The following is a 16,911-nucleotide window of genomic DNA, read 5'->3' as shown; positions in this document are numbered from 1 at the left end:
CAATGAAAAATTTACCAAAAATAGCATTGGGAACATGGTCTTGGGGAGCAGGTTTTGCCGGAAGTGATCAGGTTTTCGGAAACCACTTAACCACCGGTGAGTTAAAACCGGTATTTGATGCCGCCGTGAAATCCGGACTGAACTTGTGGGACACTGCACTGGTTTACGGGATGGGATCTTCCGAAAAAGTGGTGGGCGAATTTATAAAGGATTATCCGCGTGAAGATCTGTTTATATCTACCAAGTTTACCCCTCAGTTTGCAAAAGAATCGGCGAATCCTGTGGAAGAAATGCTTCATCAGAGCTTTGAAAACTTAGGGACAGAGTATGTCGATTTTTATTGGATTCACAATCCCGTAGGAGCGCCCAAATGGGTTTCCGGTCTTATTCCTTTGCTGAAAAGCGGAAAGGTGAAGAATGTGGGAGTTTCCAATCATAATCTGGAGCAAATACAACAGGCGAATGATATTCTGGCAAAAGAAGGCTTTAAAATTTCTGCCGTTCAGAATCATTACAGTTTATTGTACCGTTCTTCGGAAGATGCCGGAATTTTAGATTACTGCAACCGCAACGATATCACGTTTTTCGCGTACATGGTTCTTGAACAGGGAGCTTTGTCTGGAAAATACAATACGCAGAATCCTTTGCCTGAAGGAAGCGGAAGAGGCAATACATACAATAAGATACTTCCTCAGTTGGAAGAATTGACGAATGCAATGCGTACCATCGGAGAGCGTAAAAATGCTTCAGTTGCACAAATTGCTGTCGCGTGGGCGATCGCAAAAAGAACTTTGCCGATTATCGGAGTTACTAAAATCGATCAGGTAGAGGAAATGGTAAAGGCGTCCGTTATAGAATTGTCTCAGGATGAAATGGATACCCTCGAAACACTCGCCGCAAAAGCAGGTGTAGATACCAAAGGTTCGTGGGAAGAATCTATGGTGTAGTTTTTTGCTTACCCTGTAAAATATAAACGTATTTCTTAAGATAGATTAAGGGTAAGAAGCCGATACGCAGCCTAAATTTGCAGTATTAAAACAGTTGATAACAATTTAAAATGATAAAAAAATGAAAACAGTAATCGCAAACGTAATTAACGATTTAGCTAAAATTCCAAATCTGGACGAATTAATGCCTAAAGAAATGGCAAGAGCAACAGAACTGGTAGAACAGGGAACTTTAAAACATCTGTTTATAAAGGATGATCATATGGGAGCCGTATTGGTTTTAGCAAATGTAAATGCAGAAGAAGCCCAAAAAGTAATGGAGTCTTTCCCGATGTTTCCTCACTTTCAGGAAATTATCTATACAGAAACAGAACAATCTTTTTAAGCCTTACGCAATAGAAAGCCAGTAGTATTGCTGACTTTCTATTTTTACTAAAACGAGTTTTTTGTTCTGAACGTTTCTGCAGGCAAACTATTCATTTAAAATAGGATAAGCACAAAGATCAAAAATCAAATACAGAAAAAATGAATCTTAAGATCACAATAAACAGCAAAGTATTTAAGGTTAATCTACAGGATAACGCCACTGCTAAAGCCTTTAAGGAATTATTGCCTCTTACGCTTGATATGAAGGAGCTTAACAGCAATGAAAAGTATGCGGAATTGGCTGAATCCTTGCCTGTTAAAGCATCCGATCCCGGGAACATTCAGAATGGAGATCTCATGCTTTATGGAAGCAATGTTGTAGTGTTGTTTTATAAAACGTTCTCCACTTCTTACGCCTATACCAAAATTGGAAATGTAGATCATGCAGATGATTTGGCGGATGCTTTAGGCTCAGACAATGTACTCGTAAAATTTGAATCAGACTCACCATATGAAACCGTTTATAATGAAAAATAGAGTCAAAATATTTATCATGACCTTATTCGCTTTAGGAATTTCCTTCAGCCAGGCTCAGCAGTCAAAAACTAAAAAATTAAACACAATGGAACAGGCAGACCAATATACTTTCCGGTTGCACGAAAATGTATTACGCAAAAAAGTAAGCTTCAAAAACCGTTACGGAATTACCCTTGTGGGAGATCTGTATATTCCAAAAAATACAGACAGCAAAGCGCTTCCTGCATTGGTGGTAAGCGGACCTTTCGGAGCCGTGAAAGAACAGTCATCAGGATTATATGCGAACGAGCTGGCTTCCCGTGGTTTTATCACCTTAGCTTTTGATAATTCTTTCACAGGAGAAAGCGGTGGTGAAGTCCGCAATGTCGCTTCCCCCGATATTTTTACTGAAGATTTTTCGGCGGGAGTAGATTATTTAGGATTATTGCCGAATGTAGACCGTGAAAAAATTGGGGTTATGGCAATCTGCGGATTAAGCGGAATGGCGTTAACTGCTGCGACAAGCGACAGCCGGATAAAAGCTGTAGCAACGGCTTCCATGTACGATATGTCCCGAAGCATTTCAAAGGGATATGCCGATTCTTATACAGATGAACAGCGTCACAAAATTATCGATTATCTGAGTGAGCAACGCTGGACAGACGCGAAAAACGGTAAATATGATGTGGCTTTGCATGAAATTCCGTTTGATGATAAAGGAAACTTAATCATTATAAAAAGCGGATTGCCGGATCAGCTTCCTCCCGATTCTAATCCTGTTTTAGCGGCATTTTACGATTATTATAAAACGCCGAGAGGATTTCATCCGAGATCTGTTAATTCTACAACAGCATGGACGGCTACAACGCCGGTTGCCTTCTTCAATTTTCCTATGGCAGCCAATATAAAAATGATTTCACCGCGTCCGATTTTGTTGATTGCAGGAGAAAAAGCACATTCCCGTTACTATTCTGAAGATGTCTATACATCAGCTTCCGAACCAAAGGAATTGTATATTGTTCCCAATGCTAATCATGTTGATTTGTATGATAAGATGGATAAAATTCCATTTGATAAAATTGAGGCTTTTTTCAAGATGAATTTAAAATAGAATTAAAGTCTACCGAAAAATAATAAAGAAGCACAGATTTGGGTCTGTGCTTTTTTCAAAATTAAAAATTACTTTTAGTCTTCCACCGGATATTTAAAATGATCTATTTTAAAGATTTCGGAGGGCAATAGTTCACTTTCCAGAAGTCCCCATCGATCCCGGTTCCCAAATCCGAAAAACCATAATTCAGTCTCAATCATTTTATCTTTTTCATCAAAATTTTCTTTAACCGTACTGTTTCTTTTTGATTTCCAAAAGAAGTTATAAGTGCCAAGAATCTCCGTTTCCAGCTGAATTTTTGCAGTATCAAAATGCAGTTGTTTTAAGATGCTTTCAAAGGTTATGATAAATTCTTTCCAATGATACTCAATTTGTTTATAAGTCGCTCCAAATGTTATAACAGGATCTTCATAGTATGAATACTCGGAAATTCCCAAACCAAACATTTCAGTCCTGAACATCCAGTCTTCGTTTCCTAAGTTTATTATGATTTCTCGTGCTTCTTCATGCTTATTTTCAATGACAATCCTGCCATGTACTATTGACTGAAATCCCATGCTTTAAATTTTTAGTTTAATTTTTTTATGTTACGAATTCTGCTTCATGTAATTTAACAGATTTAGAATGTGTTGCTGTGTATGGCTTTCAAAAATGAATTTGAAAAACCAGAGACCATCCGGCAGACTGTTGTTTTCAATTCTCCATTTAGTTTCAGTAAGATCAAGAATAATATCGTTTAAATCATCTACAGCATCTTCAATGGTAAGATCTTCTGTGCTATCAATAGCTCTTATGTTACACGCTGTTTTGTAGAAACCAAAGCTGCTAAAATTGCGTATTATATTTTTTCTTATATCCGGAAGTTTGGATTTGTCAAATTTTGGATAATCATTACTGTTAAACGGATCTGCAATTTCAAAATAATGAAGATATATCTTTACCAGATTGCGTTCCAACGATTTTTCTTTATTTTCATTTTTAACATTGGATTCCATTCCGTATTTGATAATTTCATCAATTGCCGAAATTAGTTCTGTCATTTTAATGCTGTTTGTTGTTAGAATCCTCTAAGGAAACTTCTCTATATTATTTTTTACAAATTCATAAAGACGTTATTCAAGGAGCGGTTTCAGGTGGTTAAATTTCTCTTCAGTTTTTATAAATTCTTTATTGTTGCGCAGCTCGTTGGTGGCTTTTGTGTAATTATTATGATCTTTAGACGTTTCGTATTTCTCGTAAAAAGAATTGGCAATGGATCTGGCTTTTTCCAGATAATCTGCAAGTTGAGGTAGATTCAGCTTGGTTCTCATTTGTTCCGTTACCATGTCGAGATGATAAAATAAAGCACTCTCATAATTTTCCCAGTTTTCAAAATAGAGCCATTCCATTACAGTCATAAAGCTGTATAATTCATGAGGAATGTCTTTTATTTCGTTGGGATCATTAAGAAAACTGCTTTTCCAATCATATTTTTTTACAATTGCTGAAAAGATTTTATCCAAAACTTCCTCTTTATCATTGTCTTTTTTTAGAATAAGTTCTGTTGCGGTAAAATATTTATTTTCAATTATTTTAATGGTCTGCTTAATATCAAAATTATTTTCCCGGAGATGATGAAGAGTAATTTCAGATGGTATTCCGGTCTTATTCACAATGATCGAGATGCGTTCTTCTGTAAAATACTTTTCAGCTTCATCTGTATCTCCTTCGGTTTTTTCCAGTAAGGTAAAACCCTGTCTGTCTCCGATCGGGATGCGCTGCTGCAATATTTCAAATTTGTCTTTATACATTTCATTCATGCGGAACGGATTTCAAAATCAATCAGCCAACCAGTGTGCTGTCGGTAATTTCCCAGTTGTTTATCTCTAAGATCACTTGTGTGGAACCAAATCTAAGCCTTCCAATTGCTATTTCCCAGGATACAGGATCGCTGAAACGCTCCGGGAGATCAATTTTATGAATGTTAACAGGCATTTTGTAATTCACCAGTCCTTTGATATCCTCTGCATGGAAATCTTCAAGATCAGCTCTTGCAAAATCCTTGTATTTTTCTAAATGAACATTAATTAATTCTAACAGAAAATCAATGTGTCCTTCTTTTAATCCGGTGAGTTTAATTTTATTTTCATTTCCGCCGTGTGTTCTTAATTCTTTATTGATGGGTGCTAAAAGTTTTTTTAATTCGTCTCTTTTCGTATTGCTCATGTATTTTGGTTTTAACGGTTAATTTAGAATCTGAAATTTAAGATTAAAATTTTTATCAGTTTGAAAGAATAGACCATTTTGTTTTTTTTGATGTGGTTTAGCATTTAAAATGAGATAAATAAGAGTTCTAATATTTTTGTAAGTTTGTGAAAACATATTTGATGAAAAGAATCTGCTTTTTTACCTTGTTATTTTATACTATTCTTTGTTATTCGCAAAAAGTGGAATATCCTGATGCTAAAGAAGGCTTTAAGAAAGTTGAATTTAAATTGCCAAAAAAAGATAATTATGGAGATTACAAGGTGGAAGTTTTTGTAACTTTTATGACAAAAGCTACAAAATGTGATACCTCTAGTTCATCAGTTAGGTTAGAAAGACAATATCTGCTTTCAGGTAACAGATATGTTTATTATGAAGTAAAGAACCAGAATTTTGAAACTGTAGTGATGACGAACGGTAATTGCGGCGAAAAAATGGATAAGAAAGTGTATAATTATCCATTACTTGAGGAATATAGACCCGAAATTCCTTATGTATTTTATATTCCTAAAAAAATGAATATTGAATATCGAATATGGAAAGCAGAACCCAAATATATAGAAGTAAAATAATTTAATATAAAAAATTACCATATTGTAATTTATGAATTTTGAAGATTTTATCATATCCCCAAGAAATTTCAGGACAGAAAACTGGCAAATCGGGGCAGGAATCACGAAGGAAATAAGGGAAGACAGTATTGTGCTTCTTTTCGTTTCGGATTACAGAGGCGCGAACGGTGATGCGGAAGTTCAGGATTTTTCAGGAATCAGGAACGAGTTTTACAAACTGTCGCAACTGGATTTTGAAATTCCGATTGTGGATCTTGGAGACCTTGTTTCAGGAAAATCTGTTCAGGATTCTCACTATATTCTGCAGGAAGTATTGTCGGCTTGTCATTACAAAAGAGCCATTCCGGTAATTGTGGGCGGTTCCAATGATTTTGCCTTTTCGCTTTTTTCGGCGCTTAACTTCCATACCAAAAGCATCAATTATACCCAGGTCAGCAATATTATTTCGCTCAAACAGGGCGAAATGATCAATGAGCATACCTTTTTAAGCAAGATTTTCGGAGCGAAAACTTTTTCCATAAAAAATTATCATCATTTAGGCTATCAGAAACATCTGAATGAAGCAGATTCGGTAAGATTAATCAAAGAAGTTGAGTTTGATATCATCCGTCTTGCTGAAATGATGAATTCTACCGAAAAAACAGAACCCTTCTTCAGAAAAGCGGATCTGGTGACGGTAAACTGTGATGCCATTGAAAGTTTCGGCGAACCTTTTTCCATAAATCCGCAGGTAAACGGACTGAACCGGAGAGAAGTCTGTGCGTATATGAAGGAAATCGGCTTAAGTGAAAATTTAAAATCGGTAGGAATTTTTAATTATAATATTTATTCCGAAAACCAGCTTAATCATCAGCTTTTAGCACAAATGATCTGGTATCTCATCGAAGGAATCAATATTCAGCGGTCACACCCGAAAGAAAGACATTATGAAGTGTTCTATGTTTTGGTAGACGACCGGCAATATGCCTTCAAGCGCGATACCTTCAGTAATCTTTGGTATTTCGGGGAGGATGAAAATATAGAAAACTGCGTTCCCTGCTCCCGAAAAGATTTTGATGATGCCAAAAAAGGCTGGCTGAATGCACGACTGACGAAAATATAATGTATGAAAATTGTTCCCTCAAAAATTTCTATTATTGTTCCCGTCTACAACGTTGAAAATTATCTGGCAAAATGTCTGGATTCATTAGTTAATCAAACCCATCAGAATATCGAAATTCTGGTCATCAACGACGGCAGCAAAGACGATTCGGAAAAGATTATTCAGGAGTATGCTCAGAAATATCCCGAAAAAATCAGGCCATTTACTAAAGAAAACGGCGGACTGAGTGATGCCCGGAATTTCGGGATCGACCGTGCAACGGGAGATTACCTTGGATTTGTAGACAGTGACGATTATGTTGCGCCTTCCATGTTTGAAGAAATGGCTTATCTTGCGGAGAAACACCAGTCGAAAATGGTGATCTGCAACATCCAGAAGGTTGATCAAAACGGAAATATTACACAAAAGCTCACCCAGATTCCCAATATGCCCGAAAAAATTGATCTCGAAAATAACCTTTCTGTTTTTTCCGATCTCAGCTATTTTGCGTGCAATAAATTGTTTAAAAAAGAACTTTTCCGGGAAAAGAGATTTAAAAAAGGAGTTCATTTCGAAGATATCCAGCTTATTCCGCAGCTTTTGCTGGAGTGTGATACGATTTCACAGACCCAGAATTTCCATTATCAGTATCTGGAACGTACCGATTCTATTACCAAAACCCACACGGAAAAAGGGCTTGATATTCTGAAAGCCGTAATGGATGTGGAAAGGGTGTTTGCGGAATCCAAATATGCGGACAGAAAGGAAGAACTTAAAAATTTTCAGATTTTTGAAGGGGTTTATTCTTTTCTCGCTTACCTCGCTTTTGTAAAAGACAGGGAGATTTTTAACAGTATGTCGGAAGAATTGGAGTTATTTATCAAAGATAGAGGGCTGAAATTGAAAGATATATTGAATTATAGTCGTTTTGATAAAAATTATCTGCTATCTTTGCCACTGAAAAAAAAGATATTTTATCTGTTGTTTTTTGCAGGGCAGAAAAAGCTGATAAGAAAATTAGTGTAAACACAAATGGAAGTACTGTGTTGCGTTGCTCATAAGCCGGACAAAAGGTTTTTAGTCGCCAAACCTTTTAAGTACTTGAATAGAAAAAAATGAAGAATTTTGAATTGTTCTTAAACCAGTCGGGGATTCCTATTTTTTACGTAAAAGTAGGCTTTGGTTTTTTGTTCTCTTTTTTAATCACTTATTTTTCCGTTCCCACCATCATTAAAATTTCCCGAAGGAAAAATTTAATGGACGAACCGGGGATAAGAAGTTCCCACCTCCGAAAAATTCCTAATCTTGGAGGGATTGCCATTTTTTATTCTATCGGAATCTGTGCTTCTATTTTCGCTTACGAACTTTTCGATCTCTATAAATTTTTATTTGCTTCTCTCGTTATTCTCCTGTACATCGGAGTGATGGATGATATTGTGGTAATGAGAGCCTATAAAAAACTGGTCGCACAGATTGTGGTTTCGGCGTTTATAGTAATCGGTTCAGATATAAGGATCAGAAGTCTTTTCGGGATTTTCGGGATCTACGAGATGAGCTATTTTATAAGCGTTATGTTTAGTATTGTTACTTTCATCATCCTGATCAACGCATTTAATCTCATCGACGGAATTGATGGTCTCGCGGGAGGATATTCTGTAATATGCAGTGCCCTTTTCGGAATCAGTTATTACAGATTGGGAGAATATAATTATCCTCTGGTTGTTTTATCTGCCATTATCATCGGCGCCGTTCTGGCATTTCTGTATTATAATTTATCGAATTACAGAACCAATAAAATATTTATGGGCGATACGGGTTCTATGCTTTTAGGATTTCTTCTTGCCTTTACTTCTATTTGTTTTATCGATATTTTTATCGACAAAAAACTTCCCGGAGTTCCGAGATATCATCTTCAGTCTGCTCCTGTAGTGGCGGTAGCCATATTAATTTTACCCATTGTAGACACCCTGAATGTTATCATCGTAAGGTTAATTAACAAGAAATCGCCTTTTGATGCGGATAAAAATCATATACATCATAAGCTTTTAAAGCTTAACCTTACCCATAGAAGATCAAGCTTCTATATTGTTGTATATTATCTCTTTATTATTACAATAGCTTATTATTTCAGACATATAAATGTAAATCTTTTATTATTGATTATACTTTTCCTTGGTTTTTTGGGAGCTTATATTCCGGATTTTATTTATCTTTTGAAGAATAATAAAAAGACTATCAATTAAATCTTTACTTTTGCAAACAACTTGAAAAATATGATGAAGAATTGTAAGCATTTATTACTTCTGGCTCTGCCTCTTTTAATCACTACATCTTGTATTACCACAAAAGATGTACGATATATGCAGCCCAGTGAAAGCCTTGTCATTAATGAAGAAGGTTTGATCCCTTATAATATTCCGGTTTACAGAATTACAAAAAACGATATTTTGAATCTTAATATTGTGACCACTCCTAAAGGAGATGCGGCACAGTTTTATTCTTCCATGAACACTTCTGGCTCTGCTACAGCCCCTTCTACGAACAGTATTGCCACTGGTGGAGGTATGATGTCTTCCGGTGGAGGAAATACAGGAGGAAATGTGGTTTTTTATTTTAACGGTTTAAAAGTAGATGCCAACGGAGATATTAATGTTTTCGGAATAGGATTTATAAAAGCCGAAGGAAGAACCATTGCGGAAATCAGCAGTGAAATTCAGGATAAAGTTAATGAAAATTTTCAGGAGGGTAAATCTGAAGTACGTTTAAACACCAACGGAATTACATTTTATGTTTTAGGAGATGTGGAAACAACGGGAGTTACTTATGAAAAAGTAGTTCATAAAAATACACTTACCATTACGGAAGCTTTAGCAATCAGTGGTGGATTAAACAGAACAGTAGATCGTAAAAATATCGTAATTCACAGGAAATTACCGGAAGGAATTAAAAAAGCGATCATCGATCTTACCCGTGAAGACGTTATGAATTCTCCTTACTATTACGTGCAGAACGGAGATGAAATCTATCTGAATACAAGAGCAAAAAGTCTCAACGGATTGGGCAAAGACCCTATCCAGACTTTAACAACCGGAGTTTCGGTGATTACAACAGCATTGTCGATCTATCTACTTCTAAAAAACCTTTAATATTATGATTCCAGGAAAAGAAACAAAGGTAGAAAAAGCAGAGTCGCAGAAAGAGAAACATGGAAGTTTTGCTTTGTTCGATATTGAACACTTTTTACGCAGAGTGCTGAGAAACTGGTACTGGTTTGTATTAATGTTTTTTGTAGGCTACGGAATTTCGTGGATGTACAGTAAATATTATGCTCAGAATATTTATGCATCCAATTTATCTTTAAGTATTTCCAATAATACTTCAAGCTACTTTACCCCAAGCCAGTCTATTAACTTCATTTGGGGACAAGGTGGAAATCAGGACGGAGTTTACCTTAAAAAAATGCTTTTATCCAGAACCCACAATGAATTTCTGATTAAAGAGCTTGATTTGTTTGTAAATTACTCTACAAAAGGAGTCATTAAATCAACCTATCTGGATAAGGACGATTCTCCTGTATTTTTACAGATCGACAGAAAACATGGGCAACAGGTAAATTATCCAATCACATTGGTTCCTAAAGGCGGAGATTCTTATGAAGTGGTATTGCCGGAAGAAGGGCAATCGCCCAACCTGTATAGCTTTGAATCTGAAAGTTATACAACCATTAATCCGTTTGAAAGACCTGCCAATAAAATTATTCGTGTCGGAGATTGGTATACTTCTCCTAATCTGAGATTCAGGCTGTTAAAAAATCCTGTAAAACCGAAAATTAAATTAACCAATATTATTGTTAATTTAAATACTGTTAACCAGACCGTTAATGATATTGTTTCTACCATAAATGTGGAATTTGATAAGGAGATTAATACGATTATGATTATCAGCAAGACCGGTTATAATCTTAACAGTACAGTGAACTTCCTTAATATGTCCGTAAAACAGCTTCAGAAGAAAAGACAGGCGGATAAAGTTGTGATAGATCAGAATACCAGTGTGTATTTAAAGGAAAACCTGGATAATATCAGAAAAAAATTAGACTCGAGTGCCAATGTTCTTAATTATATGAAAACAACTGAAAAGTTGTACGACATAAAAGACCGGGATGAAAAATCTTTAACAGAAATTAAAGATCTTGAAGCAAAGAAAGCTGATATTGAAAGCAAAATAAGCTCTCTGAATCAGATTAAAAACAGCTTGGAAAGCCAGAATTTTGAAAAAATGATCAGTACCAATGCTGCAGGTTTTCAGGATGGACTTTTCAGTGCTTCTGTAGCAGAGCTAAAAGCTTTATATCTTAAAAGAAGAGAAATGGCTTTAATCTACAAGCCAAATTCTGAACCGATGAGAGAAATCAACAGACTGATTGATGAAGCAAAGGTCAGTTCAAATGGGGCTTTAAGAAATTATTATACAGCGTATTACACAGAAATTAATAAAATTAACCAAAAAGTTGGGGATGCAAATTCCGAACTGGCAACATATCCTGAAAAACAGAGAAAATATTTAGATGCAGAGAGAGGCTACAACATGATTGAAGCTACCTACAACAGCTTGCTGACAAGGCAGAATGATACGCAGCTGAGAATGGCGGCAAACCAATCGGACATCAGTGTGATTGACCCTGCAAAAAATGTAGGACAGCCACCGATCGGACCTAATGTGAAGGCAGCAAAAGCGGGGATTATCGGAGGTCTTCTGGCTTTACCGTTACTGTTTATTCTCCTTGGAGAAATACTGGACAGCAAAATCAGAAACATTAAAGAATTGCTTAATGCAACTAAAATTCCGCTTCTTGGGGTTATCGGAAACAATAATCATGAGAATATGCTTACCGTTCTGGATCAGCCAAAATCTTCCGTTTCGGAAGCATTCAGAGGGGTTAGAGCCAATGTAAGATTCTTATCCGGAGAAGGTGGAGGCAGCAAAGTAATTTTGGTAACTTCCTCCGTTGGGGGTGAAGGAAAAACCTATGTTTCTATCAATCTGGCTTCTGTTCTCGGGTTAAGTGATAAGAAAACAATCCTTTTGGGAATGGACTTAAGAAAGCCGAAGATTTTCGGAGACTTTAAGATTGACAATAAATTTGGAATCTCAAATTACCTTACAGGAGAAGTGGAAATGAGCCAGATTATCAACAAAACAAGAATTCCGAACCTTGATGTGGCGACTTCGGGACCTATTCCTCCGAATCCGTCCGAGTTATTAATGAGTGATAAAAATATCAAGTTCATTGAAGACCTTAAAAAGATATATGATTTTATCATCATCGATTCTCCTCCGGTAGGTCTTGTTGCAGATTCTTACGAGCTGATGAAACACTCAGATGCCAATATTTATGTAGTTCGACACGAGTATACGGAGAAATATATGCTGAAAATGATCACGGAAAAGTATCATGGCGGAGAAATTGGGCACTTAGGTCTTGTGTATAACGACTATAATACGAAGCAGGGCTATGGTTATGGTTACGGCTATGGATACGGTTATGGCTATGGATACGGCTATTTTGATGAAGACAAAAATTACAAAGAACCATTGCTGATAAGAATTAGAAATAAAGTACAGTCAATATTCAATAAAAAATAATACATTTAAGCCCTCATTTAATGGGGGTTTATTATATCATGATAATTTTGATTCTATTAAAAAAAGAATAATTTTGCTAGTTTGTCGTTTACTTTATAACAAATTATGTTTTTTTGTTTATTTTTAACTAAACATTAAGATTATCATTAATATAAAAAAGTTTTATATTTGCAAAAATTAAATTTTAAAATAACCATAAATCCATATTCTTTTATGAATAGAAAATTATTGTTTAGCTTCCTTGCCGCTCTAGGAACTGTGGTAAGTGTTAAAGCACAAAGAAACGAACTTGGAGTTCGTCTAGGTATGAGTAACCTAGTTGGGGATATAGGGAGAACGAATTATATTTTACAAAAGCCATTGGATTTAAGTAAAGCGTCAGATTGGGGTGTTCCTTTTTATGGTGGAATTTTATACAGATTTAATTTTAATCCTCACCAGACTGTAAGATTGGATCTAGGATATAATCAGATCCAGTTTAATGACAAGGTGGCGAAAGAAGAATATAGAAAGAACAGAAACTCATTCGGGAAAAATAATGTATATGAAGCAAGTTTGATCTTTGAATACAACTTCTTCCCGGTAAACAATGAGCAGAAAAGTATGGTGAGTCCGTATATTTTCGGTGGGGTAGGAGCTTTAATGTTCGATGCTCCTAAAGCTACGGTGATTAATGATTTCAGAAGAGATGCGGATGGTGTGGCTCAGGCTCCTATTAATGAACTGGATTTTACAACAACTCCGGTGTATTCTACAGGAACCAAAACTACAATGCAAATTCCTTTTGGAGTAGGTTTAAAATATAAATTTAATTATAACTGGGCGATTTTTGCAGAAGCTACATTCAGATATACGCTTACGGATCAGCTGGATTACAGCAGAATTCAGAGCAAGGATGTAGTTGCTACATATAACGGAGATATTCTGAGCCCCGTTACAGGCGGATCTCTTTTGCAGACAGATGCTTATTATGTAGTGTCTAAAGAAAGAGAAGCTGCGATTATAGGAGAAAGGAACGTTGGAGACTTTAAGTCTAAAGACTGGATGAATACCGTGAGTCTTGGACTTACTTATTCGTTCGGAAGACCTCCATGTTATTGTGATTAATATGTCGTTGATAAAAGATAAAATAGATCCTGAGAATTTACCACAGCATGTGGCTATCATCATGGATGGTAACGGAAGATGGGCAAAATCTCGTGGCGAAGAAAGAACTTTCGGTCACAAGAATGCCATTGATGCGGTAAGAAATGCCATAAATGCGTGTAATGAGATACACATACCGTATTTAACTCTTTATACCTTTTCTTCGGAAAACTGGAACCGTCCCGCAGAGGAAGTAAATACTTTAATGAATTTACTTGTAGAGACCTTATTGCTTGAAGCGGAAGAAATTTTCAGCAAAGGATTAAGAATGCACGTTATTGGAAATCTCGAAAAACTTCCCTCACTTGTAAAAGATCAGCTTTTACGCGTGGTGGAACTTACAAAAGAAAACACAAAAGGCAATTTGGTACTGGCAATCAGTTATGGTTCGCAGCATGAAATACTAAATGCCGTTAAAAGCATCAGCGAAGACGTAAAGGAAGGAAAGGTAGATATTGAAGATATTGATGAAAAATTATTCGAAAGTCACCTGTACACAAAAGATTTTCCGCTTATGGATCTTTTAATAAGAACCAGTGGGGAAATCAGAATCAGTAATTTTCTCCTTTGGCAGATCGCCTATGCAGAGCTGCAGTTTTTAAACGTTCTGTGGCCGGATTTTTCAAAAGATATTTTCTTTCAGTGTATTGTAGATTATCAAAACAAAGAAAGAAGATTCGGAATGACCGGAGAACAGATAAAAATTCAGTAAAATTTAAGAAAAGAAAGACTACGATAAAATGAAGTTTAGACTATTACCCATCATTATGTTTGTTGCTTCTGCACATTTTTATGGACAGGTAACTCCACAGGACAGCACACAGGTGAGCAATTCTGTACACGCAGAAAACCAAGCAGGGACATACACCTTAAAAGACATCGTTGTAGATGGGGTTAAAAAATATACGCTTACTCAGATCCTGAGATTTACAGGTTTGGTAAAGGGAGAATCTGTGGATATCCCGGGGCAAAAAATCAGCAATGCTGTAAAAAAACTTTGGGACACTCAATCTTTTTCTGAAGTGGAGGTTTACGTACAAAGTATTGAAGGCGAAACGGTTATTCTGAAGTTTTACCTGCAGGATCTGAAAGATCTTGGAGAAGTAAAATTTACAGGTAAAGGAATCGGGAAGTCCAAAAATGAAAAAATGGCCAAAGACAACAATCTGAAGCCGGGAACAAAAATTACACAGAACTTAGTTTCAAGTCTTAAAACAAATGTTCCGAAAGATTTCATTAAAAAAGGATATGCCGATGCTAAAATTTCCATTCAGGAAAAAGTAAATGCGGGAGATCCTAATTTAGTAGACTGGACGATTAATGTAGATAAAGGCAAAAGAATCAAAATCGATCATATCGAATTCGAAGGAAATCAGTATGTATCAGACAGAAAACTTAGAAAAAAAGCCTTTAAAGAAACAAAACAAAAAAGATTCGGTATTGGCGGAATCCTGAAATCTTCAAAATTCATTGAAGATAAATATCAGGAAGACAAGCAAAACCTGATCAGCTATTATAACTCTTTAGGATACAGAGATGCTGCCATTGTTTCAGATTCTGTTTGGAGAAACAAGCGAAACAATTATGAGATCAATGTAAAGCTTAAAGAAGGAATACAGTATTACATCGGAGATATTACATTTACCGGAAATACCGTTTATTCTACAGACTATTTACAAAGACTTTTAGGATATAAAAGAGGAGATATCTACGATGCAGTAGGTTTTAACAAAAAAGTAGGTGAAGACGGAGGTAAAGAAGACGATTCTGATATCAAATCCAGTTATATGAACAACGGTTACCTTTTCTCAAACGTTACGCTTATTGAAAAATCTGTAGATGGGGATAAAATCAATCTTGAAATCCGTATCAACGAAGGTGAAAAAGCTACATGGAATAAAGTAACATGGGAAGGAAACACAACCACTCATGACCACGTTATTCTTAGAGCTTTAAGAACAAAGCCGGGAAATTTATTCGCTAAAAGTGATATCAAAAGAACATATTTCGATTTAGCCGGAATGCAGTTTTTTGATCCTCAACAAGTTGGGCAGGATATCCAGCCAAATCAGCAGGATAATACGGTAGATATCAACTGGAAACTGGTGGAGAAAGGTTCTTCTCAGGTTCAGTTACAGGCAGGTTACGGAGGTAACAGTTTCATCGGAACTTTAGGATTAACATTCAATAACTTCTCGTTAAAGAATTTCCTTAAATTCAAAGACTTTAAGCCGGTTCCTCAAGGTGATGGGCAAACGTTATCGCTTCAGGCACAGGCAGGACAATATTTCCAGAATTACGGAATTTCATTTACAGAACCATGGTTGTTCGGAACAAGACCGACTGCACTTTCTGTAAGTTTAAATAACTCAAGAGTAAAATATTCGGATGTTTACGGGAATGCACAGAAACTGAATATTTTCTCAGCTTCAGTAGGTTTGAATAGATATTTGAGATGGCCGGATGATTATTTCTCACTGTATACAGGTCTTCAGTACCAAAAGTATGACTTTAAGAACTATCCTTTCCAGTTTGGTGATGCTACAGAATATTATGGTTCTGCCAACAACTTAAGTATCAACTTAGGATTAAGCAGAAACTCTGCAGGTATTGATCCTATATTCCCGACAGTAGGTTCAAACATAGACCTTTCGGTGAAATTTACATTGCCATATTCTGCATTCAACAATAAAGATTATTCTACTTTAAGTCCTACAGAGAAATACAAGTGGATGGAATTCTATAAAGTGAAGTTCAAAGCAGATGTATACAATGAAATTATTGGAAAACTGGTTTTGAGATCTTCAGCTGAAATGGGATTCATGGATGGATATAACTCTAAATTAGGAGCTCCGCCGTTTGAAAGATTCTATGTAGGTGGTACCGGATTATTCGGAGGTAGATATGACGGTAGAGAATTAATTCCGTTAAGAGGTTATGAAAATGCTTCTACGTACGGAGGAACTTCCGAAGATATTACTCCAACAGGAGGAGGTACTATTTACAACAGATTTACGTTAGAATTAAGATACCCGATTTCATTGAACCAAACTGCAAAGATTTATGCATTAACGTTCGCGGAAGGAGGTAACGTGTGGAATTCTTGGGGAAATTATAATCCTTTCCAATTGAAAAGATCAGTGGGTATTGGGGTGAGAGTTTATATGGGAGCATTTGGTTTAATTGGATTTGATTTCGCTTACGGATTCGACAAAACAGTTTCAGGAACTGAGCCTTCAGGATGGAAGACGCACTTCTTGATGAACCAATCATTATAATCCA

The 16,911-nt window shown here is 36.1% G+C and carries 17 protein-coding genes; 13 read left to right on the top strand and 4 right to left on the bottom strand.

Annotated elements, in window-relative coordinates; genetic code table 11:
- Positions 1 to 2 precede the first annotated feature (2 nt).
- From PFY09_RS11160 to PFY09_RS11145, 4 genes are all read left to right on the top strand, one after another.
- Complete coding sequence (locus tag PFY09_RS11160) at positions 3 to 947, top strand: aldo/keto reductase (RefSeq protein WP_076396617.1); 945 nt, start codon at positions 3 to 5, stop codon at positions 945 to 947.
- Positions 948 to 1,068: 121 nt separating this feature from the next.
- Positions 1,069 to 1,332 (top strand): muconolactone Delta-isomerase family protein, encoded by a 264-nt coding sequence (locus PFY09_RS11155; RefSeq protein WP_271159742.1) that lies wholly within the window; start codon positions 1,069 to 1,071, stop codon positions 1,330 to 1,332.
- 140 nt (positions 1,333 to 1,472) lie between these two features.
- On the top strand, positions 1,473 to 1,850 hold the full coding sequence (locus PFY09_RS11150) for a cyclophilin-like fold protein (RefSeq protein WP_271159741.1): 378 nt from the start codon (positions 1,473 to 1,475) through the stop codon (positions 1,848 to 1,850).
- On the top strand, positions 1,840 to 2,940 hold the full coding sequence (locus PFY09_RS11145) for an alpha/beta hydrolase (RefSeq protein WP_271159740.1): 1,101 nt from the start codon (positions 1,840 to 1,842) through the stop codon (positions 2,938 to 2,940). Before PFY09_RS11150 ends, PFY09_RS11145 begins: the two co-directional genes overlap by 11 nt.
- Positions 2,941 to 3,014: 74 nt before the next feature.
- On the opposite strand, the gene PFY09_RS11140 is transcribed toward PFY09_RS11145, so the two are convergent.
- From PFY09_RS11140 to PFY09_RS11125, 4 genes are all read right to left on the bottom strand, one after another.
- Positions 3,015 to 3,497 carry a hypothetical protein gene (locus tag PFY09_RS11140; RefSeq protein WP_271159739.1) on the bottom strand — a complete coding sequence of 161 codons (483 nt, stop codon included), beginning with the start codon at positions 3,495 to 3,497 and terminating at the stop codon, positions 3,015 to 3,017.
- A 30-nt stretch (positions 3,498 to 3,527) separates the two neighbouring features.
- Positions 3,528 to 3,980: a DUF5063 domain-containing protein gene (locus tag PFY09_RS11135; RefSeq protein ID WP_271159738.1), complete on the bottom strand. Its 453-nt coding sequence runs from the start codon at positions 3,978 to 3,980 to the stop codon at positions 3,528 to 3,530.
- Between the two features lie 72 nt (positions 3,981 to 4,052).
- Positions 4,053 to 4,739 carry a hypothetical protein gene (locus PFY09_RS11130; protein WP_271159737.1) on the bottom strand — a complete coding sequence of 229 codons (687 nt, stop codon included), beginning with the start codon at positions 4,737 to 4,739 and terminating at the stop codon, positions 4,053 to 4,055.
- Positions 4,740 to 4,761: 22 nt separating this feature from the next.
- Entirely contained in the window at positions 4,762 to 5,145 is a 384-nt protein-coding gene (locus tag PFY09_RS11125) for a hypothetical protein (protein ID WP_271159736.1), read from the bottom strand.
- 161 nt (positions 5,146 to 5,306) lie between these two features.
- Here PFY09_RS11125 and PFY09_RS11120 point away from each other — a divergent pair, with 161 nt between their 5' ends.
- The 9 genes from PFY09_RS11120 to PFY09_RS11080 all read left to right on the top strand — a co-directional run bounded on the left by PFY09_RS11120 (position 5,307) and on the right by PFY09_RS11080 (position 16,907).
- Positions 5,307 to 5,756 (top strand): ecotin family protein, encoded by a 450-nt coding sequence (locus tag PFY09_RS11120; protein WP_271159735.1) that lies wholly within the window; start codon positions 5,307 to 5,309, stop codon positions 5,754 to 5,756.
- Between the two features lie 31 nt (positions 5,757 to 5,787).
- Positions 5,788 to 6,858, top strand: a complete 1,071-nt coding sequence (locus PFY09_RS11115; protein ID WP_271159734.1) for a formimidoylglutamase — start codon at positions 5,788 to 5,790, stop codon at positions 6,856 to 6,858.
- A gap of 3 nt (positions 6,859 to 6,861) precedes the next feature.
- Positions 6,862 to 7,863: a glycosyltransferase family 2 protein gene (locus PFY09_RS11110; protein ID WP_271159733.1), complete on the top strand. Its 1,002-nt coding sequence runs from the start codon at positions 6,862 to 6,864 to the stop codon at positions 7,861 to 7,863.
- An 89-nt stretch (positions 7,864 to 7,952) separates the two neighbouring features.
- Complete coding sequence (locus PFY09_RS11105) at positions 7,953 to 9,080, top strand: glycosyltransferase family 4 protein (protein ID WP_076396635.1); 1,128 nt, start codon at positions 7,953 to 7,955, stop codon at positions 9,078 to 9,080.
- 33 nt (positions 9,081 to 9,113) lie between these two features.
- Positions 9,114 to 9,983 (top strand): polysaccharide biosynthesis/export family protein, encoded by an 870-nt coding sequence (locus PFY09_RS11100; RefSeq protein WP_271162345.1) that lies wholly within the window; start codon positions 9,114 to 9,116, stop codon positions 9,981 to 9,983.
- Between the two features lie 4 nt (positions 9,984 to 9,987).
- Positions 9,988 to 12,483, top strand: coding sequence for an exopolysaccharide transport family protein (locus PFY09_RS11095; RefSeq protein WP_271159732.1), 2,496 nt, complete (start codon positions 9,988 to 9,990; stop codon positions 12,481 to 12,483).
- Positions 12,484 to 12,696: 213 nt separating this feature from the next.
- Positions 12,697 to 13,590, top strand: coding sequence for a type IX secretion system protein PorG (gene porG, locus PFY09_RS11090; RefSeq protein WP_076396639.1), 894 nt, complete (start codon positions 12,697 to 12,699; stop codon positions 13,588 to 13,590).
- 1 nt (position 13,591) lies between these two features.
- Positions 13,592 to 14,341 (top strand): isoprenyl transferase, encoded by a 750-nt coding sequence (locus PFY09_RS11085; RefSeq protein WP_271162344.1) that lies wholly within the window; start codon positions 13,592 to 13,594, stop codon positions 14,339 to 14,341.
- Between the two features lie 28 nt (positions 14,342 to 14,369).
- Positions 14,370 to 16,907 (top strand): BamA/OMP85 family outer membrane protein, encoded by a 2,538-nt coding sequence (locus PFY09_RS11080; protein WP_271159731.1) that lies wholly within the window; start codon positions 14,370 to 14,372, stop codon positions 16,905 to 16,907.
- Positions 16,908 to 16,911: the final 4 nt, after the last annotated feature.

Origin of the sequence: Chryseobacterium gambrini (assembly GCF_027920505.1) — a bacterium.
GTDB classification, from domain to species: Bacteria; Bacteroidota; Bacteroidia; order Flavobacteriales; family Weeksellaceae; genus Chryseobacterium; species Chryseobacterium gambrini.
The sequence above is the reverse complement of the archived record's forward strand: the minus strand, read 5'-3'. Positions and strand labels throughout refer to the sequence as shown.